Source organism: Limosilactobacillus rudii (assembly GCF_014145455.1).
Classification (GTDB): Bacteria; Bacillota; Bacilli; order Lactobacillales; family Lactobacillaceae; genus Limosilactobacillus; species Limosilactobacillus rudii.
The window spans coordinates 57,279-83,160 of the sequence record NZ_JACIVB010000033.1 but is presented as its reverse complement, the minus strand read 5'-3'; the positions used below and the strand labels follow the sequence as shown (position 1 = coordinate 83,160).

The following is a 25,882-nucleotide window of genomic DNA, read 5'->3' as shown; positions in this document are numbered from 1 at the left end:
TCCTCCTACTTCATTAAATTTACTTGGTGATTAACAACGTGCGCCCTTGTAAGAGTGTAGTTGTCGCCAGTTGCACTTAGGTTAACACGATAATCCCGGTCTTCAATCCGTACTAAAATACCATCTGTTAAAGTTGTTGAATTAACAACGACTTTTTGCGGCGAAACATTATGATCACGCGCAACCGCCTTTATAAAAGGAATCATTTGGGTTGTTTGGGACTGCTGAGTAGTGGTTTTCTCCATATCGGTAATTTGAAAACCAATAAAAAGTAGCAATAGTAAGAAAAAAATAATCCCTAAATCACGGTAACGAGTAACTAAACGATGACGAAAATACATTAATCCCATTATTGCAATTAACACAATAAATGTAATAATCGCGATATAGTTGAATAGTTGATTCATATGCTGGTGGGTATTTAAATAATTAATAGTATAAAATGTCAATTTACTTATTCCCTTCGAATTATAATAAAAATTTAAAGAGCTAATTCAACAGTTTTATGGTTACGCATGTTAAAATAAGAATAACTTTAGCACAGAAAGAAGGAGGCTTTTTAATGATCTTAAAGCTACTATTAAAGGCTGCTTGGATTTTATTAGGTAGTCTTTCACTTATTGGTGGAATAATCGGAACACTACTTCCAGTTATTCCGCAGATACCATTTTTCCTCCTTACAATTTGGTGTATTGCCAAAGTATCTCCTCGTTTCCATAACTGGCTCTTACACAACCCGTTGTACTTAAAGTACGCTAAACCGTTATTAAATCGATTTGGTTCCTTGGCATCACGTCAAAAACAGGCCGTACAAAATACAAAAAAATAGTATAAGAAAAGGTCTAGAATGAAGCTATTCATTGTGCTAGACCTTTTAATTTTGCAAAATGTTAACCGAATAATCGTGCCCAAAAGCCCTTCTTTTGTTCCTTTGCCGGATGCTCAATTGAAGAAGCTGTAGTCGTATCTTCACTTATAACTGTTGGTTCGCTTTGACTATATGGGTTACGTTCGCCAATCCAGTTAAAGAATTCATCAGCTTTAATTTCTACAAATTTTCCACGCTTACCATTGATCCCATCAACACACAACTCAATTGGTAAAGCATTTCGATATTTCTCAATGCTATCCGCAGTAAAGCCATTAAATGTGTTTAACTTTGAAATATCAAATAACAAGCTACGATCCTGTTGCCGGTATTTAAAGTCTTCTTCTTGAGTTAGGTACAGTTTTGCCCAACGATTTCGCGAACTTTCCTTAAAGTCGTCGCAAATTTCATCTGCAAAGTATGGCGGAACTTCTATATCAGCCATTTTATAATAATCACGGAAGAGTTTTCGCGTATTGGCTAGAAAGTCAAGCTTCCCGGTCTTTTCATCAAAGGAGCGCCATGGCGTATCATCATCTTCCAGAAGACTAGCCATTCGCATTACAAAGTCTTTGAATAATGTATTATTTAAGGTCTGCCGTACATTATAAATATACTTATTAGCCTCACCCTTTTGTTGTTCATCAATGACCTTATCAATTTGAAGGTAGTAAGTTCGCCGTGCCGTTTCGCGAAGCATTGTAAAACCAGAATCATAATTAGTCGTTCCAATTAAAGGCGCAATTGCATGTGGATTGTTAACTAATTCGTTCATCGTGTCAACAACTAAATGTCGACTATATTGGTCTTGTTGGAAAAAGTATGGTTCAATTTCATCCATTAGAACAGGATATGAACTGCCTAGTTTCATGTAATGTTCAATCGCATCAACTGTCTTGGCTTTCTTTTGTGGAGTTTCAGTGGGATAGATGGTCCCAAAATCAATCAAAGAACGGTCAGTATTCCATGTTAATTGATTAATAATTCTTAATAAGGTGGACTTTCCAGAACCAGCTGTGGCTCCCAAAATTAAGAAATTAGGAATATCATTTCCATCTTCGGGATTTAGACTTGCTTTAGCCCGAATTTCCCATAAAAATGGTGCAGTAAAACTATATAATATTGCCTCATAAAAGCGTTTGCCGTAATCATCATTATAATCGACGACATATTGTTGGTACCCCTTTAAAACAGCATCAATGCTTTTTAGACCATCACGAATTTGGCTAATTGTCGCAACCTTTCCAAATGGAATCGGGTGGGTACCTGTATCATTAGGAACGTATAGGCCACTATTATTGTTAACTAAGTTACGTTCCATTGGCCGGTCATATAGGAATGTAGTATATTTCTTTTCAGCTGACCGTTGTTGTGGTGTCATTCCACTGATTAAGGCACTTTGCACTTGCTTATAAATCTTTTCACGTGACTTTAACTTAGGCTTAGCAGCACGTGGAGAAACAGCAGTCTTTTGCAAAGTGTAGATAGTATCATGTTGCTGGATTTGCCGTTCTGCTTCTTCTTTAGCCTGAGAGCGATTTGTGGTAATATCCCGCATTGTCTTGGTAATCATTGCGGGAATCCTATTTTCATCAATTTGCTTTTGAACATCATGACTAATTAAGTCTGTCATGTCAGCTGCGGCGATCTGGTCAGTTACCTCATTGTCGAGGATAACAACAGCATTTTTCCCTCCCTTAGCATCTTTCATACTCTCATCAATTTGCTCTTGAGCAGCTTTTAAAAGGTTTTCGGTAAAGAATGGCCTAAGAATGGGTTTAATATCGTTCTTGTAATGACTATCAAGGTTTTGAAATAGGCGAATATCATTATCAAAGACAAGGATTTCTTCATACTGATTTTGTTGAGCATCAAATGAAGAACTATCTAAATTAAGGCTTCCTAAAATAACTCTTGTATCATGTGTTTCAGAATTACTAAGCAGGTAAAAACGAGAATGGATAGCTTGGGTAGGTGCAATTGACACCTGAAAAAGACTGTTTAAGACATTTGCCTGATTATCACTAGTAAGCGCTTCAAAAACCTTTGCCGGCTTTTTGTTTGCAGCAGCAAGTAAGGCATTTGTCAGTGCAACCTTAGTAATCACATCATCACCAGTCTTAACATCGTAATTTTCTGGCGTACTAAGTGCAAGCTCAAGTTTAATAAACTTACTTAAATATTGATTAATAAAATCAGCTGTAATGTTGCCAGTTACTCCTGTCATCCGGTTGAACTTTTTAGCATCAAAAAGCTGACTAATCTTTAATGGTGGAGTATCCTGGCCATTAAAAACAATATGAATCTTTTTAAGATCTGAATCTGTCATTAGCGTAGTCCTTTTCTAAACATATTAACTCTTTTATTTTCGTTTATTTACTATAATTTTGCAAGTCACTGCGGAAAAATAATCATTAGACTGAACTACTTATAAATAAAAAGACCAAGAATTAATAATTCTCAGTCTCATATTTACTGATTAATTGCTGTTACCGCTCCAGTAGCGTAATTGATGGATATATTCCGTTGGACGTTTGGGACGAAAACATTATATTGTAAACTACCGTCCTTTGATTTTGCCTCAATATGGGCGCCTGCAGGAACAAGATTATCTCCATCATAAATATCGGTTACCCGATAGCGAACCTGCTTATTCTGGTCGAGAGCCTTACGAACAAGGCCTTCATAATAGTTTTGTCCGGTCGACGAGCTGCTGCGCGCTTCATTGGCCCATGCAGTCTGTGTTGCGATATTTGCTGGATTAGCTTCTGAGGCGTTGAAGCCGCGAATACCGCCAACTAATGCGTAGCCAAGAAGATGGCCACGATCATAAGCATGGGAAATCCCGCCTTTTAAATTATGTGCTTGTAAAAAGCCAGCTGGTTTCCAATTAGTCGCACCATTGCCAGTTTCGTTACGGTTGCGATATTGCCGTGTTGTTCGATTAAGCCAAGCATCGCCCTGCCATGCACGACCACGGGAATCGCGACGGTTTACAGCATAAGGAGCATTATTAATATTTGCATTTAAATTAGTCTGATTATTATTTAAAATAAATGCCCCAGCCCCATTCCACTTAATATTCGAAGCGCCGAGCTGTTGTTGGACACCAGTGGATAAAACGCTTTGAGCCTGTTCACGAGTTGGTGGTGTAAGAGAAGAAGAATGATTGCTGTAGTCTTTATGCTTCCATGAAGTAAGACGTTGAATCCCTTGCGGCGCAGCATTTCCCTTCTCCGGTTGTTGAGAAAAGCCACCAATCCCAAGAAGAGCAATAACTGCAAGGATTAAATACTGGGTTTTCTTATTGAATCGAAATCGCATGTGATAATTATACCTTTCTTTATAAACATAAACGTACGTTCGTGAACATATTTTATCATTTTATTAACCAAAATAAAATACTCCTAAAACAATAAATGCTTTAGAAGTATTAATCTTTATGCTATTTTCTTTTGTTTACTTGCCCTTAATTTATAAATCACACTCATAAGAACTAGGAAGACTGCTCCTACACTTACTGAAATCCGCGTATCTGGATTAAAGAACATAAAAAGCAGAATAACTGTTAACGAAGCTAAACTAAAGTAATTGTAGGCTGGATAAAACGGCATCTTAAATGGATGATTTTCGAGTTCAACCGGATTATTACGCCGGAAGTTAAGCTCAGAGATAAGAATGATAAACCATGGAACCATTCCGGGAAGAACACTAGAACTATAAACAATAACGAAAATATTAGCAGATGCAGAATTAAACGCTGATAAAAGCATATTAACAATAAAACCAAGGAAAATCCAAAAGGCAATCGTCAAAATAGCCACATTAGGGACAATTCGCTTCGAAAGCTTACTAAAGACTTTTGGTACTTCACCATCAACGGATAATTTGAAAAGCATCCGACTAGCACTATAAATACCAGAATTTGCCCCGGATAAAGCTGCCGTTAAAACGACAAAGTTGATAATACCAGCTGCTCCAGTAATTCCAACTTTAGTAAACGTCTCTACAAATGGTGAACCAACTGCCTTTAATTCGTTCCAAGGGTAAATGGAAACAATTACAAAGATAGCACCAATGTAGAAAATTAAGATTCGCCAGATAACTGATTTAACTGATTTAACAATTGCGTGTCGTGGAGATGCCGCTTCACCCGCAGTAATTCCTAGCAACTCAATTCCCTGGTAAGAACCAGCGATAACAGACAGTGAGAACATGAAGCCCATAAAGCCACCCGTAAAGAACCCACCGTGAGACCATAAATTAGATATTCCAACAGGATGCCAATTATTACCGAAACCAAGGACAATAACTAACAGTCCTAAGATAATCATTACAATAATTGTTACCACTTTAATCATCGCAAACCAGAATTCCAAGCGACCATAAGCTTTGGCTGAAGCCAGGTTAGCAAGTGTCAAAATAGTGATCATAACTAATCCTGAAATCCAATCTGGCAAGTTCGGCCACCAGTAATTTAGGTATTGACTCATTGCAATGATATCTGAGATTCCAACAATAATGAACTGGAAGACATTACTCCATTTTGTTAAATATCCAGCCAGTGGATGAATATATTTTGAACCGTAATCCGCAAAGGACCCGGTTCCCGGATTAATGTAAATCATTTCACCTAACGCTCGCATAACGCCATACAAAACAAGACCAACAAAGGCATACGCTAACAGAACAGAAGGTCCAGTCCATTTAATAGTTGACGTTGCCCCCATGAAAAGACCACTACCAATTGTTCCACCGATAGCAATCATTTCCATTTGGCCTGGCGTCATCGTGCGATTTAATTTAACTTCTTTTTTTTGATTATCCATCATACTAACCTCGTTTCAAATAAAAAAGCTATCCAATACGTCCCTAATACAACCCTTGTCAATATGATAAGTGGTTGAGGCGTTCTGGATAGCTATTTGCTAACAGATTTAAGAGATATTAAAACTACTCAACCACGGTGATTGTTGTTGTGGTTGAGGTGGAGGTTAGATGATGAATTACAGATTGATTATAAAGTTGCATTTTAATTTCCTCCATTCGTTTTTCAATAACATTAGAATACTATTAGAAAATTAAGAATGCAAGTAGTTATTTAAAATTTCTTTATTTAATTTTAGATTTTTCTTGTTTATGTAATGAAAAGAGACTCATCCCCGCTGCTAAAAACGTAATTCCTATCCCAATCAACGTAGTCAGTGTATCAGTATCATTACCTGTCTGCGGAAGATGCTTTCGCCGTTGCATTTTTGCTTTATCCATAACGGAAGCTAATGAATTATTGGCCGCTGTTACTCGTTCATGTAATCCTTTATGGTGATGTTTTCTTAAATCATCATCGTTAATTTCTTCTACAACTGGTTGTTTATTATTACGGTCTAATTGCGATTGACCATCATCTGCTGTCGGTGCTTTAATATCGAATGCTTTTTCTTCTACAAGATCATCCCCGCTATTTACCTGATTGGCATTATTAGCGCCGTTTGTCTGAGTAGTAGTATTAACTTGTTGATAATCAGTATTCGTGCTGGTATTTTGCTTTGTAATCGCAGTTGTTTGAATGCCAACGTCTTCTTTAGCTATCGTAATTGTTTGTTGGCCCTTTTCTACTGTATTCGGATCTGTCTGCGTTTCATGATCCTTACTTTCATAAGATAGATCTGTTTGGATACCACAATCATTGTTAGCTACTTCCATACTAGTTTCATGATCGACTAACGACGGCTTGATTGTTTGTGTTTCAGAATCTCTCAAGCTTTGATTATCTGTCTGACTTGCCTTGCTATCTTTAGTAACATCTGTTGTCTGACTTTCTTCATCTGTGACATTCGCAGTGAACTGATCATCTCCAGTACCGGTCTCTTTAGTATTCTCTTCTGTTTGTGAACCTGTTGTAACCTTAGATTCACCATTCTCTATTTGACCAAGCGTATTAATATCTTCATCGCCAACTCCAGTATCAACTAAATCGACATGGTCAGTCATTGATGAAGCATCAGCTTGAGGAATTTTAAGACTATCGGTTTGCGTATTTTGCTCCTTATATAGATAGTCATCATCACCGATCCCAGTATCCTTAGTTGTCACTTCACCATCGCCAACTCCCTGATCATTAGTAATAATACTAGTTTGCGTTTCTTGGTTAGCTTGCTCAAGCACATTTATTATCGTTGACGCATCTATTCCCTGATTATCTTTTTGCACTGCCTCATCTTTAGTCACAATTTCAGTAGTGTTGGTGGCAGCATCTGAATACGGAACCTCATCACTTTGCGACTCGTCGTCTACACTTTTGACTTCTCCTGTTCCCACCTGCTCATCTTTAGTTAGTATATCGTCATGATCAGTTTGAGTCTCATCATCTTTATTGTTCACTTTATTCGTCTGTTGACTGGTATATTCATCTTTCTCGTCGTCAGCAAGGGGATGGTAAAAAATATCAATTGGTTGGTTAAAATAGGAAAGGTCATCTACTTCTGTGACTACGGGGATTTTTGCTGGAGAAGGTTTAAAACGTGCCTGTCGCGGAATAGCTACATCATTGAAAGGCTCAATCGTCCATTTAGTGGTAGTGTTGCCAGATACTTGCCGGTGAGCATAAGACACTTGTTCCACTTTTTGTGATCCACTTAGTAAGTGAAAGTAAATAACCCGCTTTATCTGCACTCTCTCGGTGTGAGGGATACTATCAGTTGCAACCGTTTTAGCCAAATTTGTCGGCTGGTCAGATACATCTGCTAAAGTAGACGGATTATTAAGTCCTAATGTAATAATTGCAGAGGCGGTCGCTAACCCCAAGAAGTAAGTGTTTGACAGTGGTGTCCTGTTTCTCAAATTCATAATAAAATAACTCCTTTTTAAATGACTCTATAGATATATATACGTAAAAAGGAGTTATTTGCACTTTTAAATTCAAAAATAATTCTCAATTCTTATTCACTCAAAACGTTTCCCAAAAGAAAAAAGTCAGCTCATAACTGACTTTTAATTATCTATAGTGATCTCTTATTGTCAGTATCGTCCTCAATTAATTCATGTTGGCTGAATTTTCCAGCTTTAAATTGCTGATCGCCGCGAGCAATTTTTTGCATCAGGTAGTCATTTGAGTTAATGGTTAGTGTTTCCATAATTGCATCAAAATCCTCTTTAGATATGACAACAACATTTTCTTCAGGATTTTTATTAGTGACAATCAACGGCTCACTATTATTATTAACTTGTTTAAAATAATCTTTTAAACTTTTGCGAAAATTAGAATATGCTATAGCTTTCATGCGATTCCTTCTTCCTTTGCTTTTATTTATTGTACAGCCAATGCAAAATAAATTTAAATCTAAAAAGCTGCTATCCACAAGCCATAAAGCCTGCGATAACAGCGTTTCTTTTATAATGAGTGAATAACTCGTTCGACGTCATCCACAATTTGTTTTGGCGTTAAGTGGTACCATTCGTACATTACTTCAGTTGGAACATTATCTGCAAATTCGCGGGGTGCCCCAAAATTAAGGACTTTCATATTTTTAGGTCCATAATACCGAGCAATTGTTTCTCCAAAGCCACCACTAAGAATACCATCTTCAAGCGTAACGACAACGTCATGATTCTCTGCCAAATGATGAAGTACGTCCGAATCGATTCCCGTAACTGATTTTGGATTAATCAAGGTAGCATCAATATTAAGCTTTTCCTTTAATTCTTTCCTTACTTTTTCGCCTAGTTCCCAGAAGTCGCCAACCGCCATTATTGCAACTTCGCTCCCCTGATGAGCAATGTCGTACTTGATCGTACTATAATCATTTTGCGTAGGCGTACCATGCAATAAAGGCTTTTCAGGTTGTCTAATTGCCACTGGCTCATCCGTTTGATTAATTGCCCACCGAAGCATTGAAATCATTTCTTCAACGTTGGTTGGGGCCAGATATTCAATATTTGGCAAATCACTAATCATTGAAATATCAAACGTCCCTTGATGAGTTGCTGATCCTTCAGAAATTGAGCCGCCACGAACAATCATTACAACTGGAGCATCATTTAATGCCATATCGTGGATCAATTGGTCATATGCTCGTTGTAAAAATGTACTATTCTGGAAGACAACGGGACGCGCACCCGCTTGTGCCATCGCAACCGCCGTGGTAATTGAATCCTGCTCAGCAATGCCAACATCATAATAGCGGTCTGGATGATTTGCTTTAAACTTACCAAGGTTAAATGCTCCAGGAATAGCTGCATTTATGGCAACAACTGGTTTACCATCATCAATTTGACGGTCTAATTCTGCTAATACTGCGTCGCTATAAGATTCATCATTCGAAGTAACCTTATCTTCACCAGTTTTAAGGTCAAATGGTGCGCGCCAATGATACTTCATCTTTTCTTCGACCGCGGGCTTATATCCTTTTCCCTTTAATGTGTTGACGTGTAAAACAATCGGATGGTCAATATCTTTAATTTCCTTAAAAGTATCAATCATCGTTTGCAAATCATTACCATCAGCCACGTACTTATAATCAAGGCCCATAAATTTAAAAATGTTATTAGGCGACTTACCATTAGTATCGCGTAACTCTTTAAGGCCCTTATATAGACCGCCTTGATCCTCATCAATTGACATTTGATTATCATTTACTAAAATAATCAAATTAGAATTAAGCTTAGCTGCGTTATTCAAGCCTTCAAAAGCTAGGCCGCCACTCAAGGACCCGTCACCAATAACTGCCATAATGTTATTATGCGACTGTGGACGAATCAAATCACGGGCCTGGGCCATCCCCACAGCTAAGGAGATTGACGTAGAGGTGTGTCCTACCTCAAAGAAATCATGAGCACTTTCTTCTGGAGATGTATAGCCGGTAACATCTTCATAGTGATCGGGGTCTAAAAAGCCCATTTTACGACCAGTCAACATTTTATGAGCATAGCTTTGGTGCGAAACATCCCAAATCACTTTATCATGGGGTGAATCAAACACATAGTGAAAGGCAAGTGTTAATTCCATTACACCAAGATTAGGACCGACATGTCCGCCAATTTTAGCATCGCGTTCTAAAACTAGTTGACGCATTTCCCGTGCTAATTGTTTTAATTCATCAATTGACATTTGTTTAATATCACTTGGTTCATTAACTTCATTTAAAAGGTAATCAGGATGCAGATTCATCTATTCCACTCCTTTTTAATTTTACATTGAAATAATTAGTATTTTATTGCTTTTACCATTTTAACACTTTCTAAAGCAGTGCGTAAATTCCCCTTGTGTTCAAATTGACGAATTTACTTCATTTCGATACCATAAATAAAGAGTAACCGTTAAAAAGGAAGTAGCTATGAAAAATATTGATAACGCCGCAATTAATAAAATCTCACCATTTAAAACTTTAACTGATGAACAAGAAGTTCTTGTTGAAAACATCCTAGATTTTACTAAGCAGCATTTACATACGAACAATCCTGCAATCTATACAATATACGGCGATGCTGGTACCGGAAAAAGCGTAGTATTATCACAGTTATTTGATCGCTTACAAAAGGCAGCCCGCACCCAACCTTCTTCTCCCTTTTACCATACTAATAATTATTTTTTGGTAAATCATCCAGAAATCCTTAAAGTTTATAAAGAGATTGCTGGACCAATCAAGGAATTGTATAAGAAAGATTTTGTTCGACCAACGTCTTTAATTAATTCATTAGACAAAAGAAACGAAACAATTGATGTTGCTATTATTGATGAAGCACATCTTCTTCTCTCAAAGGCTGACCATTATAATAATTTTTACCACGACAATCAGCTTATTGAAATTATTAAACGCGCAAAAGTCATTATAATTGTCTTTGACCAGTACCAGGTATTACGAATGAAAAGTCTGTGGACACCAGCACGGTTGCAAGCAATTACTCATCAATATCCACACAAAGATTATTATCTTACTCACATGTTTCGAATGAAGGCTAGTGATGACTTAGTTAAATGGTTTAATGATTTTACAAACTATCAACTAAGACCGCTTCCCTCCTCCGCACGCGATCACTATGACTTTCGAATTTACGATAGTGCTGAAAAGATGAGAGAAGCGATCATTCAGCGTAATAATGAAGTGGGATTATCACGGATACTGTCGACATCTGGTTATCCGTCAACTCTTGATGGGGGTAAACATTATATTGAAGAGGGCGATTTCAAGATGCCATGGGATCAATATAATTACACCACGACTCCTTGGGCGGAAATTCCTCGAACAATCAATGAAGTTGGTTCGATCTATACTTGTCAGGGATTTGACCTTAATTATACGGGGATCATTATTGGGCCGCCAATTAGTCAAATTTCCCAGACTGACCGCCTCCAAGTAAATCTTGATAAGTATACTGATGTTGAAGCCTTTAAGAAACGGGATGATTTAACAGACCCTGCCGAAATCGAGGCTATTGAAAAAAGAATGATTATGAATTCATTAAATGTCCTATTTAAACGGGGTGTTTATGGAACATATCTATATGCACACGATCCTCTTTTGCGTTGCTCCTTGGTTTCCCTATTTCGCGAAGCAGGATTTAAACTTCCTAAGGAGGAGTGAAAGCAATGAAAGAGCGCCGCTTAAATAAAACTTGGCTAATTGTTGGAGCTATTTTATTAGCAGTAATTGTTATTTATTTTATTTACCGTACCTATAAGCCAGACATCGAATTACTTATCGACCTCAATGCCCATAATAAGGCAAAACTTCTTCATATGATTAGAAGTCATGGCTTTACTGATATGTTTTTACTGATTACTTTAATCGGGATCTTAAATGCTATTCCAGGAATGTCTAATTCGGTTGTCTGCATTTTTGCTGGGCTTTGCTATGGGCCAATCGGGGGCTTTTTGATTAATTGGTCGGGAAATATTTTAGGTAATTGCGCTGTTATGAGTATTATCCGCAAAATCGATTTATCAAAAAGGGTTAAAAAGAATAAATTACTCCGCTATCTTCTTCATCAGAAACATCCTTTAATTGCTCTAACCATTGGCTTTATGATTCCGGTGATACCAAGTGTCTTGGTAAATTACGCTGGAGCACAATTAGATGTTGATCGGAAGCATTATTTAGCAATGGTTATTGTTGGAATGGCTCCTACCTCATTCTTATATGCCTTTGGTGGGGATGCTATTTTCAAGGGAAATATCAGACGTTTAGTTGGTGTAGGAATTGCTATTTTAGTACTTCTTTGCTTTTACCTGCTTATTAAAAAGATTTGGCAATACCACGAAGAAAATGCTTAAACAAAAACGAGACCAGATGACAATAAGTCGTTTGATCTCGTTTTATTTATTGAAAATTATGCCAATATTTTGCAAGATATTCACTTGTTAAACTTGTCGGCTTTTTAACTAATTCTAAAGGTGTACCCTGAGCGACAATTTTTCCACCATTTCGTCCCCCACGAGGACCTAAATCAATCATGTGGTCTGCGTTAATTATTAGATTCAAGTCATGAGTAATGGTAACAATCGTTGCGCCACGATCAAGTAATTGCTGCATAACACTAAGAAGAGTTTTTACATCAAGCGGATGAAGTCCAATTGTCGGTTCATCAAAGACAAATAATGTTTCATCTTGATTATGATTCAAGTGTTTAACTAACTTTAGACGCTGTGCTTCCCCGCCAGAAAGACTAGGGGTACTTTCACCTAGATGAAGATAGCTAAGCCCAACTTCATCAAGCAATTGCAATTCACGTTCGATCTTAGGTACGTCAGCAAATACTTTAATTGCTGAACGAATATCAAGCTTTAGTAGGTCGACGATTGAATAATCATGCCACTTAACTTTTTGAACTTCATGATTATACCGGTCACCATTACAAGTAGGACACGTCTGTTGCATATCGGGCAAAAATTGAATATCTAAGGTTACTACCCCAGCACCACCGCATGTAGGACAAGCTCCTTGTTTATTATTATATGAAAAATAGGATGGCGTGTAATGCTTTTCTTTTGCTAACGGTTGAGCAGCAAAAAGTTTTCTTAAATTATCCATTATATTGGTGTAAGTAGCTACAGTTGAGCGGTTTGTTTTGCCGATTGGTGCAGCATCAACACTGACAACTTCTTTTAATGGCGTTGTTAATGTGGTTACCTGACTAGGTAAATTAGCTCCTGCTGCTTTAGCCTTAATTGCAGGTACCAGGCTATCTAGAATTAAGCTGGTCTTTCCTGCCCCCGAAAAACCGGTAATTGCTGTTAATCGATTAACTGGAATCGTAGCTTTTACATCTTTAAGGTTATAAAAGTTCTTTACTTCAAACGAAATATTTTGATCTGCCGCTTTTTCTGCTAATGGGCGACTAATCAATTTTGCAGTCCCATTTAAATATGGGCCAATCTTTGACTTTGAATTCTTTGCAATTGCTATTGGTGTGCCTTCAGTAAGAATTCTTCCTCCTTGGGCCCCTGATCCTGGTCCAATCTCAATAATCCAATCAGCAGCTTTTATGATATCGACACTATGGTCAACAACGACTAAAGAATTGCCCTGAGCGACTAATTCCTTGAAAACATTTAATAAACCGCTAATGTTATCAGGATGCAGACCAATTGATGGTTCATCTAAGATATAAAGAACACCAGTTGTTTGTGTCCGCAAGGTTCGTGCAAGCTGGATCCGCTGTAATTCTCCTGTTGATAAAGAATTACCATTACGTGAAAGCGTAAGGTAATCTAGTCCCAACTCTAATAACGGGCGAAGATTATCATCAAATTCTTTAAACAGGGATGTAGCAATTTTATCCATATTTGTTGGAAGAGTTGCTAGCACCTTTTCCTTCCACTGCGGTAAGTCACCAAGAGTAAGATTGCTGACTTGCGCAATATTCAGCCCTCCTGCTAATTGTCGCAAAAGTTCTGGCTTTAGTCGTGATCCATGACATACAGGACAAACGGAGTAATGGAAAAACTCACTAATTCGTTTTTGAGCTCGTTCGCTTTTACTGCTTTTGGCCGATGCTAATACTGCCTCATGTGCATTTTCATAAAGAGCATTAAAATCATGAAAGACCCTTCCCGTTCCAGAACGAAAATCCATTTTAAATTTTTTCTTCGGCCCATTTAATACAAAATCTTTTTCTTTGGCTGTTAGATCCTTATACGGAACATGAATCCGCACCCCGGCCTGTTCAGCAACACTAGGCATAAAATTACGTCCTGGTAAATGCCAAGAAGCAACTGCCCCATCAGCTAGACTTAGATTTTCGTCCCCGATCAGCTTACTTTCGTCAAGCGTCCGCACCATACCTGTACCATGACACCGCTCGCAAGCACCATCAGAATTAAAAGCAAAATCTTCTGCACTATATGCGTAAAACTTTTTGCCACAGGCCGGACAGGTCAATCGTCCCATCTCGTCACCATTTTTACTCATCGCTTCCGCAATTTGCAAACTTGGCTTTAATCGGTGACCATTGGGACAGACCGGTGATCCTAATCGAGAGAAAATCAAACGAATTACATTTAGCATTTCACTCATTGTACCAACAGTTGCCCGTTCTGAGGGAATCGATGGTCGTTGCTTTAATGCCAGAGCAGATGGAATGTGCTTAACGCTTGTAACATCTGCTTGCGCTCCTAACTTGATTCGCCGTCGCGTATAGGTTGACAAGGCTTCTAAGTAGCGACGCGATCCTTCTTCATACAAAATTCCCATTGCTAATGAACTTTTACCTGAACCAGAAAGTCCAGAAATGGCAACAAATTTATGTAAGGGGATGTTAATATCGATATTTTTTAGGTTATGTACTCGTCCACCACGTACTTCAATTTGCGTTGGTAGTTTAGTATTTTGCATCATCAATTTACCCCTTTCGCGTGATAATTTTATTAACTTTCATTACAACAATCACCTTATTATACAACTAACAAGTTTTTTTGCCATATTGCGTTATAGGCTTGTATAATATGATGTGTTGATTTCAATTTAAGGGAGTTTAACATTATGAAAGTACGTCGAATTGACCATATCGTTTTAACGGTTGCAGATTTAGAAAAATCAATGCGTTTTTACCATGAAGTATTTGATATGCCGGTATTAAAGGAGCAAAACGGTGACGATCTAATTACCCTCCGCTGCGGTCACCAATTAATTCGGTTGCAAAAAGCTGAACGGCCAACAGATTTAAAGGCAGCTAAGCCAACTATTGGCTCGGCAGATTTATGTATCGTTGCTGGGGATAACCTAGATGATATCATCCACCATTTAAATAGCTATTATATTGAAATCATCGCTGGTCCCATTGAAAAACATGGCGCTGAGGGGCAGATGACTTCCCTTTACGTTCACGATCCTGATAATAACTTAATCGAGATTGCTGTATATAAGAATAAATAAAGTAACAGTTTAAAAGTTTCGGTAACATAAAATAGAGCTTTAGGAGTCGACTTTACCGGTCCTGAAGCTCTATTTTTCTACGTTAATAGTAATTCTGCAATAACAATCCCCACAAACCAAACACAGCCGGCTAAGCAGTAATGATCGCGAATGACGCCGAGATAATCACGAATAAAAGTTAATGTTCGAAATTGCCATGGCGTTTTAGTTCCTAAAAAGCACCAGCTCAGTCCTATCTTTCTCGCATCTAATCGGGCCCGTAGAACATGAAAATCACTGGTAATTACTACAACTGAACGATCAACAGCTGTTATTAAACGCTTCGTAAACAACAAGTTTTGTCTTGTGTTACGCGCATGATTTTCACGCAGTATAAGTTGGGCAGGAATACCACGCATAACTAAGTACCTCGCCATTGCCGCCGCTTCTGATAAATGTTCATTTTGTGATTGACCGCCTGATACAATTATTCTTGCAGATTGATGTTGCTGCCAGCACTTGATTGCATGATTAAGTCGGCTTGCTAACACAGGCGACACTTGTCCATGATTAATTGCTGCTCCTAGCACAACAATATCGCAAACATTTGTTGGACATCGTTTTATACGAGTATAAAAACTGTAACAGCAAAATAAAATTAAATTAAGAGTGCTTATAAAATCAACGATTGCGGCGATTAAGACTAAATGCCAAATACAATGTGCTGGTGATTCGTATCTTAAAAGATAACCAAAAAATGGCAATACAATCACAAGGTTGATAAGCATTAAGAGGAATGCTAGTAAATTATAATGGATAATTACCTGGATATTCTTAAAGTGCGGAATCAAGATAATTCTAATTACTAATCCCCAGCATATACAACAAATTAGGATGTTTATTAATCCCCACAAAAACATTTTATCGCTTCTTTCGCCATGTTCGCCACCGATGGATTACCTCGGTCAAGATTAGCAAAATAATTATAATGATTGCAATAATATACCCGCTTACCCCTAGGCGATAGATATGCGAATGAGGAGAAGTCCCCTCAACTAATAGTGAAGACCCCAGAATTACCGCAGCCAAGATAATAGCAATCATAAACCGATTCATGAGCCGTTCTATTTGTTTAAGAACCCGCTGCTCATTTTTATATTGGAGGTCAACCTTAGCATCCCCACTAACAAATGTGTCGATCAGTTCATTAATTTTTTCTGGAAACTTACTACTTGCTTGTCCTGCCAAAAAGAGGTTCATTAAGTTGCTATCTAGCGCTGAACGCCAATTAAAATTACGTTTTAAATAGCGCCGACCAAATGATTGAGCAACTTCAAGCATTGAAATTTCCGGGTCCAGTCGTGCTACCGAACTTTCAAGAGTTCCAAATGCCTTTATTAGCATCGTTACTTCACCGCGCATCTGCAAATGATTTTTCTTACATAATTGGACAATTTGGTAAAGCATTTTTACAAAATCAATATTTCCCAGCCCAGTTGAAAAGTAAGGTTGAATAAATGCTCCTAACTCTTTATAAAATGCATTTTCATCCACGTCACCAGTGCGATTACAAACTGCTAAAACCGCCTTGCCAATTTTACGAGTATCCTTCGTATTAATCGTAATAACAATATTAGCAATACTATTTGCCATTGCTGGAGTTAGTTGCCCCATCATTCCAAAATCAAGATAAACAATTCGATAATTAGGAAGCTCCTGTTGTTTTTCATAGGTTATGGTTGTGTTACTAATTGTTTTTTCTATATGCTTTACTGCGGAAAAATCTTGATCATTATTATCATTCGGCATATTGTAAATTAAAATATTACCAGGATGAGGGTCAGCATGAAAAAAGTGATCAACAAAGACCTGCTTCAAAAAGTTATTGACAAGCGTAATCGCAATATCATGATTATTTTTTACGACTTGCGGATTATCGTTGTCCTTACCAAATAAGTAGCGAATACTTTTACCAGGCATGTCCTCGTTGACAAGAATTTTAGGCGCACAATACTTTGCATAAACTTTGGGAACACGAATCGGACCATTGCCATTATTAAGCTTGTAAAATTCTTCTCCATTACGCACTTCATCCAGAGTATTAACCTCGCTTAATAACGAAGCACTCAATTCATCGATTACCTTATTAAGGTCGACAACCGCGATATCTTGGGGAACGTATTTAAATAAAATGACCGCTTTTCTTAACAGTGCAAGATCCGTATTCACCAGCGCTCCTACTTCGGGATGCTGAACTTTTACCACAACTGCTGTGCCATCTTTAAGCTTTGCATGATGAACCTGCCCAATTGAGGCTGAGGCAAAGGGAGTCTGTTCAAAACTAGCAAATACTTCATCAATATTCTTACCCGTCTCATCTTTAAAGGTTTGTTCAACCACCGAATAAGGATCTGTTTTGACTTGATCCTGTAACTGCCGTAATTCTTTAATATAGCTTGGCGAAACTAGGTCGGGGCGGGTGGATAAAATTTGCCCTAGCTTGATAAAAGTAGGTCCCAGTTCTTGTAATGCTTGACAGATTGCCTGGGGGTTAGTCTGATGATAGAAGTTACTAACAAAATGGTATTTTCGCATTACCTGCATAATTTTGCGAAGGCGGGCAGACTTTTTAATCTCTTCTTCACTACTGGTCATTTATTATCGTTCCTCCTTTATTTTCTTCTATTTTATCATTTTAAATTATAAAAACTTAATTTATCTCCCGCTTAAGGAGTTTTACTGATACAATAGTAGTCGGTAAATTATTTATGAAAGTTTAGGTGAATTTTTTAAACGATGAATGGATTATGGGATTCCTATTGGTTTAGATTAATTATCATTATTTTAATTTTACTATTGGCAGCACTGTTTACACTTCTCGAATACTCAGTAGTTAAAGTTCGACCAAGTGAATTAAAAGAGTTACGCCAAACGCGGAAGGTCAAACGTGCGGAGCATATGGTAGGAAACCTTAATGAGTACCTATCAACTGCCCAGGTCGGTGTTACAATGACTTCACTAGTATTAGGATGGATTGGTGATGAATTCATTACTGACCTGTTACTTAAGGTTGAATTGATTCCGCATGATGTTCTCCAAGCAATTGCCCCTATTATTGGTGTCTTGATTTTTACGTTCTTCCATGCGGTTTTTACCGACTTAGTTCCTAAAAATATGGCGATTGACCGTCCTGTACCGATTCTATTAGCAATTGTTCACCCTGTTCAATTCTTCCATACAGTATTCTACCCATTCGTTTGGTTATTTGCGGTTGTCGCAGCAGCCATTACCAAGATGCTTGGGTTTAATGTTCAACCAGAAGAAGATACGTATTCGCAAAACGAAATCATGACCTTATCACAGCAATCTGAAAAGGCTGGTGAGATGGATAAAGAAGATGTTATCTTTATGCAACGAGCTTTTGAGATGAATGACAAGGTTGCTGAAGATATTATGATTGATCGGACACAATTAGCGGTGATCGATATCACTGCCTCAATTGAGGACGCAGCAAAGCTTTATTTTGAAAAGAAATTCACACGTTTCCCAGTTGTTGCTAATAACGATAAGGATCATATCCTAGGTTACATTTTTGCATATGATATTATGCGTCAAAACCAAATTAACCCCCAACAATCAGTTCGGACAATTATGCGCCGAATACCAATTGTCTATGAAAATGAACAATTGACTAATGTCCTTGCTGAGATGATGAAAAAGCAAGTCCCAATTGTTGTTGTTCAAGATGAATACGGTGGTACTTCTGGAATCATTACCGATAAAGATATCTATGAAGAATTATTTGGTACAGTTGGCGAAGAAATTGACCATGCTACTTCAGATATGATTGAAAAGAAGGATCCTGACAGTAAAGGTAATCCTACATTTGAGGTTTCAGGTAAGATGCCATTAGATGATTTTGAACGTTACTTTAATACCAATATTGAACAATTTGATAATTCAGAAGTTACAACATTAACTGGTTTCTTCCTTGAACGACAATATGACCTTAAAGTTGGTCAGCCAATTAGAGTTGATAACTTCTCATTCACCCCGCTTGATTTAAAGAATGCTTACGTAAATAAATTTAAAGTAGTATATATCAAGCCTAAAAAGAAAAAAGATAAAGATAACGATCAAAAATAATAATACAAAAAAGAAGCTCCCGGTAATGGAAAAATTAGTATTCCATTACTGGGAGTTTGCTTTTATCAACAGTTCATTTCTTTACCGGGTATACAATTACATTTTACTTGTTCAGGAGCTTCTTTAAACTTGGAATCTAATATTGATTGTAATTTTCTTATATCTTCCTTACTAAGGGCTGCATTACTTATCACATGTCCTAAAGTACATCCGACATGGCGTTCACATATATTATCGAACAAGTTATCAGCGGCCTGATCCATTGTTTGCTGCTCAGGAACTAGTGGACGGTAAATAAAACCGCGTCCTTGTCGTGTTGCTTGTAACGCCTTCTTATCAACCAACCGGCGTAATAAGGTTTTAATCGTTGCTGGCTTCCAATCTACTTTTCTTTGTAGTACTTCGATAATTTGGCTACTGGTCGTTTGCTTTAAGCTCCAAACTACCCGCATAATCTGCCATTCAGCGGGAGTTATTTCTAAATTAATATTCATTTAACCCCTCCTGCGTTTACAAATGTAAATAATCATAAGTCTATTCTATCATTTATTTAGTTCCTTGCAAATCTAATAATAGATTCATTATTGACTTTATTAATAGGACTAGTACACTCTAATACTGTTCAATTAATTAAAGGAGCGATACATTTACCCGATGGAAAATAAACGAATAAGTCATGCCTTAATAATCATGGTTTTTGGAACCTTCTTCGGTCTTCTCTGTTCAACCCTAATGAACATTGCATTGCCAACATTTATGCATGTTTTTAATATTAGTGAAGCCCAAGTTCAATGGGTAACAAATGGCTACATGCTAGTAAATGCCCTCATGATTCCTGTTAGTTCTTTCCTAATTAAACGTTTTTCATTTAAAAAGTTGTTTATCATTTTTGCAGGGATCTTTCTACTTGGAACAATTGTTGGTGGACTTGCCCTAAGTTTTAATATGATTGTTATTGCCCGGATGATTCAAGCGCTTGGAGCGGGAATGATGATGCCCTTGGTGAACGTTCTTGCAATTCGTTATGCCAAGCCAGGGAAAAAGGGACAAATTATGGGAATTATTGGTTTAGCGTTTAATTGTGCCCCTATTCTTGGCCCCGCTTTTTCTGGATTTCTCCTACACTTTTTCTCATGGCGATACCTATTCTTATTAATAATTCCTTTCGCCGTTCTCACCCTTCTATTGTCATTTTTCTTTTTACCAGCTATTCCGCATAATGAACACCCACAGTTCAATACTTTAGCATTAATCTTAATTACTGGTGGTCTTTGGTCATTATTAATGGGACTGTCAAACGTTTCTAATAACTCACTAGTCTCATTTAATGTAATTGGCTATGTTACTATCGGATTACTATTTCTTCTGCTATTTTTCTTAAATCAACGTCATAGTGACCGCCAATTAATTAATTTTAAGATTTTTTCGCATAAGCAATTTGTTTTAGCGACTGTAATTAATATGCTTATCACCGCAACAATGTATGGTAATGCAATTTTGATTCCACTATTAGTACAGATAGTTCTGGGAGAAAGTACTGTTATTTCTGCAATTGCGGTTCTTCCCGGCGCAATCTTAACTGGATTATTATCGACTACTAGTGGTCACTTTTACGATATCTATCCTATTAAGATTTTAGTTGGTGCCGGTTTAATAATCGATATTATCGGTACGCTTGGGCAGGCAGCCATTGGGGCTCGTAGCTCGGTCTTAATGATTACCCTTTTTCAAACTATACGGCAATTTGGTTTAGTAACAATGCTTATTCCATTACAAACACAAGCATTGTCCCTCTTACCAAATGAAATTGTTCCTGATGCCGTTGCAACTTTCAATACTCTTCGGCAAATTGCCGCCTCTTTTGGTACTGCCTTAATCGTAGCTGTTGTTGGTATTATTAACCACGCAGTTCATAATCCTTCATCTCATCTAGGTATTCAAGCCGGCTTTATTCTTTGCCTCTGCTTGCTATTAACATCCCTATACCTTAGCACCAAACTTTATCATAAAATTTCTTCCCAAATAAAATTAGAAAAAGCGTAAAATAAAATAGAAAGGAGAGAAATTTATGTCTAAGTTTCGCTTACAGTCAATTATCTTTGTTTTAACAGCATTCTTGCTTGGCTGTAATGAATTTATGGTTGTGGGGGTAATTTCGGATATTGCCAAAAGTTACCAAACCTCATTATCAACAGTTGGTTTCTTAGTAACCAGCTTTGCTATTATTTATGCTATCTGTACCCCATTAATTACGACCTTTACTGGTAAGTTTGATCGTTTCAAAGTATTGATGGTTTTAATGGCGATCTTTTTAATCGGTAATACCTTAACAGCATTTGCCCCAAACCTCTTCTGGTTATTTGTTTCACGGATATTAACGGCAGCAGTTGCCGGAGCTATTATTTCCTTAATCCTCGTTTTTGTTAGTATTATTGCCCCGATTGAGAAACGAGCGATGTTAGTGGCTTCAACTTTTGCCGGATTTAGTATTGCAACAATTATCGGTGTTCCCGTTGGTACCGCTATTAGTAATACTTTTTCTTGGCGTGATAGCTTTGCATTAATTTCTGTTTTAACCATTATTATTTGCGGTTTTCTGTTATGGCTAGTCCCCAGAAATAGTCGCCAGGCTAACGCGTCCTTAAGTAATCAGCTTAAACTATTAAAGGATCAACGAATTATTCTCGGCATTGTTGTTATGATTATGCTAATGGCAGCTGAATATACTTTTTACACTTATATTCGACCAATTATTACAACTGTTCTTGGATTTAGTACTACTGAGCTTACCTGGCTACTTGGGTTAGTCGGTATAACATTCATTATCGGTAATACTTGTGCCGGGGTCGTTGCTAATCGCTTTGGTATTACCAAGCTAACATTAATTAGTGGGGCTGTTTTTATTTGCCTACTAGTGATGAATTTAATGTTTCATATTTCTTGGCTTGGCATTATTCTTCTCTGTCTGATATGCTTCATTTTAGGTATGCCAGGATCAATTCTTCAAGTCATGTTCTTAAACGTTGCCGATCGTGATTATCCCGAAGCGATGAATCTTGCTTCATCATTAAATCCCATCTGCACGAATATCGGTGTTTCCGTTGGCTCTTTAACAGCTTCAATTAGTGTCAACTATGTTCAAATTAGTCAAATTGGTTATGTCGGTGCAATTTATGCCCTAATTGCTGTTTTTGGCTCATACTATTTAATCAAAAACGCTCATAAATAAAAACAAAAAATTCGAACTACGATTTTTGAAATATCAAAAATTATGGTTCGAATTTTTATATTAAAGACTATAAATTAAAAATGCAGGTTTAATAAGCTAACAATGCAATATGTCATTCCGCTTGCAATTACTGGGCCAGCAGCAATTCCTTTAAATGCGACAACGCCAATAATTGTTCCTAAAACTAAAGCAACCGTTACTTGAGGAACCGCAGCTAATTGATTTACCCCATATTTAGATAAGATTGCAACAGCGATTCCAGCAATAACCGCAATCCACCCTGCTGGATTCTTAAATGCAGCCCATAAATCATTAAAGCCAATTTGACCTGTTGCTATTGGAATAAGGATTGCAACCGAGATTACGGTCACTCCCCAATTAATTCCCTTATGTTGAATAAGTGGTAGCCATTTGACAGTATAAGGGATTAATTTTAGTACCATTACCACTATCGTTGCAATAATTAATGATGAGTTATGACCAATAATGGCAATTAATAATACTAAAGCTAAAAATAACCAGCTTTCCATTTAATCTCCTCCTTAGACTTTATCCAGTATAACAAAGAAAGAAGAGATAAAAAACAAAGCTGGTCTAACTTACTCAGTTAATTGGTTATAGGTCTGATCGTCTACTTCTTCACACCATTCGCTGGACCCTTTAGTAATCGCAATATGAGAGAACCAACTATTCTTGGTTGCACCATGCCAATGTTTGACTCCTTCATGAATGGCTACAACATCACCCGGCTTGAGCAATTGTGCGGGCTTTCCTTCTTCTTGATACCAGCCTTCACCGGCAGTTACTAATAAAATCTGAAAACCGTCATGATGAATATGCCAGTTATTACGACATCCTGGTTCAAAGTTAACATTAGCGACATTAACATCAATGTTATCATCAGGTGCTACAAGGCCATTAAGATAACTAGTTCCAAGAAAATACTTTGCAAAAGCAATATTTTTATCCCCAAAACCAAACAGATCATTTTTTACTTCATGTTCATTCGCTGCCATTATCATTACCTCCAATAATTATTGCTTTTATAATAATAGCTAGCCGCAGGAATGTAAAAAGCTTATTATAAATAATAAGTTATGCAAAAAATGAATTGCAGTAATTATAATTTCCGAAGCCATGAAGATAATGTTTTAGGACTAAACGAAGGTGTACCGTGGGTTAAAATATGATAGCCGGTTGTTACATTAAGATTTCCAGCCCGTGAAACAAAGTCTTTTTGATATTTACCGGTATCACTCCAACCAGTACTAAACGGCGCAACTGTTCCTGAATAACCTTGAAGATGGTGTAAAAGGGAAATAATTGGTGATGATACTTGCCCATCCCATACCGGTCCGCCAACTAAAAGTAAGTCATAGTACGTCAAATCAGGCAATGTCGTTATTAATTTAGGAAAATGGTTATTTGCTAACTGATTTTGATAAATTTTATCTGTTTTTTGCATATCAAGCGGGAAAGTATTTGTCGTTACTTTAATCCGGACAATATCAGCACCTGTAGAACTGCAAATTTTACTAGCTAATTTGGCAGTATTATCAAATTGTGAGTAATACAAGATTAATGCCTGTTTTGCCATTATTAAATGCTCCTTTTATAATAAAAATACAAACGAGGGATTACCATGGAAACACGAATTTTAAAGTACTTTTTAGTAGTTGCTAAGACTAATAATATCACTAAGGCAGCCGAACAACTACATATCACGCAGCCAACTCTTTCACGACAAATAATAGATCTCGAAAAAGAATTAAATATAAAATTGTTCAATCGTGAAAATCACCGTCTACAACTAACTAAAGCGGGAATTCTTTTTCAGCAACGTGCCACAACAATGTTGCAACTATTACAACAGGCTAACGATGAGCTACACCAACAAGTTGCCGAATTAACTGGAACAATTAGTCTCGGGTCTGCGGTCTCTAATGCATCACCGTACATGGCAAAACTAATTACCAAGTTCCAGCAACAATATCCCAACGTTACATTTAATCTTTTTGATGGCGATGGGGATATCCTACGGCGCCAATTAGATGAAGGAATCAATGATCTAGTTTGCTTACTCGAACCTGTTGAAGCAGCAAAATATAATTTCCTTGAACTTCCTGTCCGTGAAGAATGGGGGTTACTAATGACTAAAAAGGCGCCACTTGCTAATCGTAAGCAAGTCACGAAAGAAGACCTTTACAAACTTCCTTTAATCTTGCCTCGTCGTAGTATCATTCGTGATGAAGTTAGTGATATTCTTAAGCTTGATCAAACAAAGTTAGATGTACGTGCTACTACCAGCCTTCCCGGTAATGCCGTTGCTTTACTGAGAAATAGTAACTACTACGTTTTAACAATAAGGGGCGTCTATAATAACTTTCATGATCCAAGTCTTACCTTTATCCCCTTTAATCCCAACAAATCAACTGGCGATGTTTTAGCATGGCGCAAAAATACTGTTCTCTCGTCAGCAATGGAAAAATTTCTACAATTTGTTAATGAGGAAATCCAAGAAAAAACTAAATTGCGCTGAGAATCTGTTGCTGGGTCTGCTGACCAAGTGTTACGAATTGCTTCTTTTTATCATCATCCATCCGATATTCTGGTGTACTAATACTAAATGCACCAAGGACATGACCGTTTTTTACGAGAGAAAAGCCAAGGCAGTATACACCTGGCTGATTTTCAATATCGTCTATTGAGTAGCCCTGTCGTCGTGTATTATTTATATCTTCCATTAACCGCTGAGTATTATCAATTGTGTTAGGTGTCAGCTTTTCAAACGTAAGATCATTTAAGTACTCTGATAATTGCTTATCATTATATGTTGCTAAAACGGCCTTTCCCATTGCCGAAGAGTACATGTGCATCTTGCCGCCAATATAAGAAACGAGTTTAATACTATTAGTGCTTTCAAGTTTTGAAAGTAATACAACGCTATTATCCTCAATTATTCCAAGATTAACGGTTTCTCTAGTAGCATCACGTAGTTGTTTTAAATATGGTCTGGCAATTTCTTCAATATCAAACGAGTTATTTACTGCTTGGGCATATTGTAAAAAAATCGTTCCAAGATAATAATGTTTATCTTCCCCCTCAACCCGAATGTAACCACAATATTCAAGCGTTTTAAGAATTTTATAAATTGTTGGTTTTGAGATATCAAGGTGCTCATCCAATTCACGAAGCGTCGGTGCTTCATCTGTGCTTGCAATGTAGTCAAGAATTTGACGCGCTTTTAGGAGAACCGCTCCGTATAATTTATTTTCCATTTCTATTCACTCA

General features: G+C 37.3%; 23 protein-coding genes. 8 read left to right on the top strand and 15 right to left on the bottom strand.

Annotation, left to right across the window (positions count from 1 at the left end; translation table 11 throughout):
• Window positions 1-5 precede the first annotated feature (5 nt).
• A complete protein-coding gene (locus tag H5S39_RS02275; RefSeq protein WP_182595328.1) occupies window positions 6-449 on the bottom strand; it encodes a DUF3290 family protein in 444 nt (147 codons plus the stop codon).
• A gap of 113 nt (window positions 450-562) precedes the next feature.
• Here H5S39_RS02275 and H5S39_RS02270 point away from each other — a divergent pair, with 113 nt between their 5' ends.
• A complete protein-coding gene (locus H5S39_RS02270; protein WP_182595329.1) occupies window positions 563-829 on the top strand; it encodes a DUF454 family protein in 267 nt (88 codons plus the stop codon).
• Between the two features lie 61 nt (window positions 830-890).
• Here H5S39_RS02270 and H5S39_RS02265 read toward each other — a convergent pair whose 3' ends face one another.
• From H5S39_RS02265 to H5S39_RS02240, 6 genes are all read right to left on the bottom strand, one after another.
• On the bottom strand, window positions 891-3,197 hold the full coding sequence (locus tag H5S39_RS02265) for an Aq_aa27 family P-loop NTPase (protein WP_182595330.1): 2,307 nt from the start codon (window positions 3,195-3,197) through the stop codon (window positions 891-893).
• Between the two features lie 143 nt (window positions 3,198-3,340).
• Entirely contained in the window at window positions 3,341-4,192 is an 852-nt protein-coding gene (locus H5S39_RS02260; protein WP_182595331.1) for a DNA/RNA non-specific endonuclease, read from the bottom strand.
• Between the two features lie 116 nt (window positions 4,193-4,308).
• Window positions 4,309-5,700 (bottom strand): amino acid permease, encoded by a 1,392-nt coding sequence (locus tag H5S39_RS02255; RefSeq protein ID WP_182595332.1) that lies wholly within the window; start codon window positions 5,698-5,700, stop codon window positions 4,309-4,311.
• Window positions 5,701-5,980: 280 nt separating this feature from the next.
• Window positions 5,981-7,714, bottom strand: coding sequence for an LPXTG cell wall anchor domain-containing protein (locus tag H5S39_RS02250; protein WP_182595333.1), 1,734 nt, complete (start codon window positions 7,712-7,714; stop codon window positions 5,981-5,983).
• Between the two features lie 152 nt (window positions 7,715-7,866).
• Window positions 7,867-8,148: a type II toxin-antitoxin system Phd/YefM family antitoxin gene (locus tag H5S39_RS02245; protein WP_182595334.1), complete on the bottom strand. Its 282-nt coding sequence runs from the start codon at window positions 8,146-8,148 to the stop codon at window positions 7,867-7,869.
• 110 nt (window positions 8,149-8,258) lie between these two features.
• Window positions 8,259-10,034, bottom strand: coding sequence for a 1-deoxy-D-xylulose-5-phosphate synthase (locus H5S39_RS02240; protein ID WP_182595335.1), 1,776 nt, complete (start codon window positions 10,032-10,034; stop codon window positions 8,259-8,261).
• Window positions 10,035-10,200: 166 nt separating this feature from the next.
• Here H5S39_RS02240 and H5S39_RS02235 point away from each other — a divergent pair, with 166 nt between their 5' ends.
• Window positions 10,201-11,448 (top strand): DUF2075 domain-containing protein, encoded by a 1,248-nt coding sequence (locus tag H5S39_RS02235; protein ID WP_182595336.1) that lies wholly within the window; start codon window positions 10,201-10,203, stop codon window positions 11,446-11,448.
• A 5-nt stretch (window positions 11,449-11,453) separates the two neighbouring features.
• On the top strand, window positions 11,454-12,137 hold the full coding sequence (locus tag H5S39_RS02230) for a TVP38/TMEM64 family protein (RefSeq protein WP_182595337.1): 684 nt from the start codon (window positions 11,454-11,456) through the stop codon (window positions 12,135-12,137).
• A 46-nt stretch (window positions 12,138-12,183) separates the two neighbouring features.
• On the opposite strand, the gene H5S39_RS02225 is transcribed toward H5S39_RS02230, so the two are convergent.
• Entirely contained in the window at window positions 12,184-14,697 is a 2,514-nt protein-coding gene (locus H5S39_RS02225) for an excinuclease ABC subunit UvrA (protein ID WP_182595401.1), read from the bottom strand.
• A 147-nt stretch (window positions 14,698-14,844) separates the two neighbouring features.
• Between H5S39_RS02225 and H5S39_RS02220 the strand changes: the two genes are divergently transcribed.
• Window positions 14,845-15,237, top strand: a complete 393-nt coding sequence (locus H5S39_RS02220) for a VOC family protein (RefSeq protein ID WP_182595338.1) — start codon at window positions 14,845-14,847, stop codon at window positions 15,235-15,237.
• A gap of 77 nt (window positions 15,238-15,314) precedes the next feature.
• On the opposite strand, the gene H5S39_RS02215 is transcribed toward H5S39_RS02220, so the two are convergent.
• Together H5S39_RS02215 and H5S39_RS02210 are read right to left on the bottom strand one after the other, a co-directional pair.
• Window positions 15,315-16,136, bottom strand: a complete 822-nt coding sequence (locus H5S39_RS02215) for a YdcF family protein (protein WP_182595339.1) — start codon at window positions 16,134-16,136, stop codon at window positions 15,315-15,317.
• A gap of 1 nt (window position 16,137) precedes the next feature.
• Entirely contained in the window at window positions 16,138-17,871 is a 1,734-nt protein-coding gene (locus H5S39_RS02210; protein WP_182595340.1) for an ABC1 kinase family protein, read from the bottom strand.
• A 141-nt stretch (window positions 17,872-18,012) separates the two neighbouring features.
• Between H5S39_RS02210 and H5S39_RS02205 the strand changes: the two genes are divergently transcribed.
• A complete protein-coding gene (locus tag H5S39_RS02205) occupies window positions 18,013-19,362 on the top strand; it encodes a hemolysin family protein (RefSeq protein WP_182595341.1) in 1,350 nt (449 codons plus the stop codon).
• 65 nt (window positions 19,363-19,427) lie between these two features.
• Here H5S39_RS02205 and H5S39_RS02200 read toward each other — a convergent pair whose 3' ends face one another.
• Window positions 19,428-19,856 (bottom strand): CopY/TcrY family copper transport repressor, encoded by a 429-nt coding sequence (locus H5S39_RS02200; protein WP_182595342.1) that lies wholly within the window; start codon window positions 19,854-19,856, stop codon window positions 19,428-19,430.
• A gap of 160 nt (window positions 19,857-20,016) precedes the next feature.
• Between H5S39_RS02200 and H5S39_RS02195 the strand changes: the two genes are divergently transcribed.
• Together H5S39_RS02195 and H5S39_RS02190 are read left to right on the top strand one after the other, a co-directional pair.
• The gene (locus tag H5S39_RS02195; protein ID WP_182595343.1) at window positions 20,017-21,405 is read left to right on the top strand and encodes a DHA2 family efflux MFS transporter permease subunit; all 1,389 of its coding nucleotides are present in this window, start codon (window positions 20,017-20,019) and stop codon (window positions 21,403-21,405) included.
• 25 nt (window positions 21,406-21,430) lie between these two features.
• Window positions 21,431-22,591, top strand: a complete 1,161-nt coding sequence (locus tag H5S39_RS02190) for an MFS transporter (protein WP_182595344.1) — start codon at window positions 21,431-21,433, stop codon at window positions 22,589-22,591.
• Window positions 22,592-22,665: 74 nt separating this feature from the next.
• Here the strand turns inward: H5S39_RS02190 and H5S39_RS02185 are convergent, their stop codons facing one another.
• From H5S39_RS02185 to H5S39_RS02175, 3 genes are all read right to left on the bottom strand, one after another.
• Window positions 22,666-23,121, bottom strand: coding sequence for a DUF441 domain-containing protein (locus H5S39_RS02185; RefSeq protein ID WP_182595345.1), 456 nt, complete (start codon window positions 23,119-23,121; stop codon window positions 22,666-22,668).
• 69 nt (window positions 23,122-23,190) lie between these two features.
• Window positions 23,191-23,607: a cupin domain-containing protein gene (locus H5S39_RS02180; RefSeq protein ID WP_182595346.1), complete on the bottom strand. Its 417-nt coding sequence runs from the start codon at window positions 23,605-23,607 to the stop codon at window positions 23,191-23,193.
• Window positions 23,608-23,711: 104 nt separating this feature from the next.
• On the bottom strand, window positions 23,712-24,188 hold the full coding sequence (locus H5S39_RS02175) for a flavodoxin family protein (protein WP_182595347.1): 477 nt from the start codon (window positions 24,186-24,188) through the stop codon (window positions 23,712-23,714).
• Window positions 24,189-24,233: 45 nt separating this feature from the next.
• Here H5S39_RS02175 and H5S39_RS02170 point away from each other — a divergent pair, with 45 nt between their 5' ends.
• Window positions 24,234-25,130 (top strand): LysR family transcriptional regulator, encoded by an 897-nt coding sequence (locus H5S39_RS02170; protein ID WP_182595348.1) that lies wholly within the window; start codon window positions 24,234-24,236, stop codon window positions 25,128-25,130.
• Here H5S39_RS02170 and H5S39_RS02165 read toward each other — a convergent pair.
• Entirely contained in the window at window positions 25,117-25,869 is a 753-nt protein-coding gene (locus tag H5S39_RS02165; RefSeq protein ID WP_182595349.1) for an IclR family transcriptional regulator, read from the bottom strand. The two genes, H5S39_RS02170 and H5S39_RS02165, sit on opposite strands and share 14 nt — an antisense overlap.
• Window positions 25,870-25,882: the final 13 nt, after the last annotated feature.

What these genes read in the sequence shown, in the direction of transcription:
- H5S39_RS02270 (WP_182595329.1), top strand. Translation starts at nt 563, where the DNA reads ATGATCTTAAAGCTACTATTAAAGGCTGCTTGGATTTTATTAGGTAGT.
- H5S39_RS02265 (WP_182595330.1), bottom strand. Translation starts at nt 3,197, where the DNA reads ATGACAGATTCAGATCTTAAAAAGATTCATATTGTTTTTAATGGCCAG.
- H5S39_RS02260 (WP_182595331.1), bottom strand. Translation starts at nt 4,192, where the DNA reads ATGCGATTTCGATTCAATAAGAAAACCCAGTATTTAATCCTTGCAGTT.
- H5S39_RS02255 (WP_182595332.1), bottom strand. Translation starts at nt 5,700, where the DNA reads ATGATGGATAATCAAAAAAAAGAAGTTAAATTAAATCGCACGATGACG.
- H5S39_RS02250 (WP_182595333.1), bottom strand. Translation starts at nt 7,714, where the DNA reads ATGAATTTGAGAAACAGGACACCACTGTCAAACACTTACTTCTTGGGG.
- H5S39_RS02245 (WP_182595334.1), bottom strand. Translation starts at nt 8,148, where the DNA reads ATGAAAGCTATAGCATATTCTAATTTTCGCAAAAGTTTAAAAGATTAT.
- H5S39_RS02240 (WP_182595335.1), bottom strand. Translation starts at nt 10,034, where the DNA reads ATGAATCTGCATCCTGATTACCTTTTAAATGAAGTTAATGAACCAAGT.
- H5S39_RS02235 (WP_182595336.1), top strand. Translation starts at nt 10,201, where the DNA reads ATGAAAAATATTGATAACGCCGCAATTAATAAAATCTCACCATTTAAA.
- H5S39_RS02230 (WP_182595337.1), top strand. Translation starts at nt 11,454, where the DNA reads ATGAAAGAGCGCCGCTTAAATAAAACTTGGCTAATTGTTGGAGCTATT.
- H5S39_RS02225 (WP_182595401.1), bottom strand. Translation starts at nt 14,697, where the DNA reads ATGCAAAATACTAAACTACCAACGCAAATTGAAGTACGTGGTGGACGA.
- H5S39_RS02220 (WP_182595338.1), top strand. Translation starts at nt 14,845, where the DNA reads ATGAAAGTACGTCGAATTGACCATATCGTTTTAACGGTTGCAGATTTA.
- H5S39_RS02215 (WP_182595339.1), bottom strand. Translation starts at nt 16,136, where the DNA reads ATGTTTTTGTGGGGATTAATAAACATCCTAATTTGTTGTATATGCTGG.
- H5S39_RS02210 (WP_182595340.1), bottom strand. Translation starts at nt 17,871, where the DNA reads ATGACCAGTAGTGAAGAAGAGATTAAAAAGTCTGCCCGCCTTCGCAAA.
- H5S39_RS02205 (WP_182595341.1), top strand. Translation starts at nt 18,013, where the DNA reads ATGAATGGATTATGGGATTCCTATTGGTTTAGATTAATTATCATTATT.
- H5S39_RS02200 (WP_182595342.1), bottom strand. Translation starts at nt 19,856, where the DNA reads ATGAATATTAATTTAGAAATAACTCCCGCTGAATGGCAGATTATGCGG.
- H5S39_RS02195 (WP_182595343.1), top strand. Translation starts at nt 20,017, where the DNA reads ATGGAAAATAAACGAATAAGTCATGCCTTAATAATCATGGTTTTTGGA.
- H5S39_RS02190 (WP_182595344.1), top strand. Translation starts at nt 21,431, where the DNA reads ATGTCTAAGTTTCGCTTACAGTCAATTATCTTTGTTTTAACAGCATTC.
- H5S39_RS02185 (WP_182595345.1), bottom strand. Translation starts at nt 23,121, where the DNA reads ATGGAAAGCTGGTTATTTTTAGCTTTAGTATTATTAATTGCCATTATT.
- H5S39_RS02180 (WP_182595346.1), bottom strand. Translation starts at nt 23,607, where the DNA reads ATGGCAGCGAATGAACATGAAGTAAAAAATGATCTGTTTGGTTTTGGG.
- H5S39_RS02175 (WP_182595347.1), bottom strand. Translation starts at nt 24,188, where the DNA reads ATGGCAAAACAGGCATTAATCTTGTATTACTCACAATTTGATAATACT.
- H5S39_RS02170 (WP_182595348.1), top strand. Translation starts at nt 24,234, where the DNA reads ATGGAAACACGAATTTTAAAGTACTTTTTAGTAGTTGCTAAGACTAAT.
- H5S39_RS02165 (WP_182595349.1), bottom strand. Translation starts at nt 25,869, where the DNA reads ATGGAAAATAAATTATACGGAGCGGTTCTCCTAAAAGCGCGTCAAATT.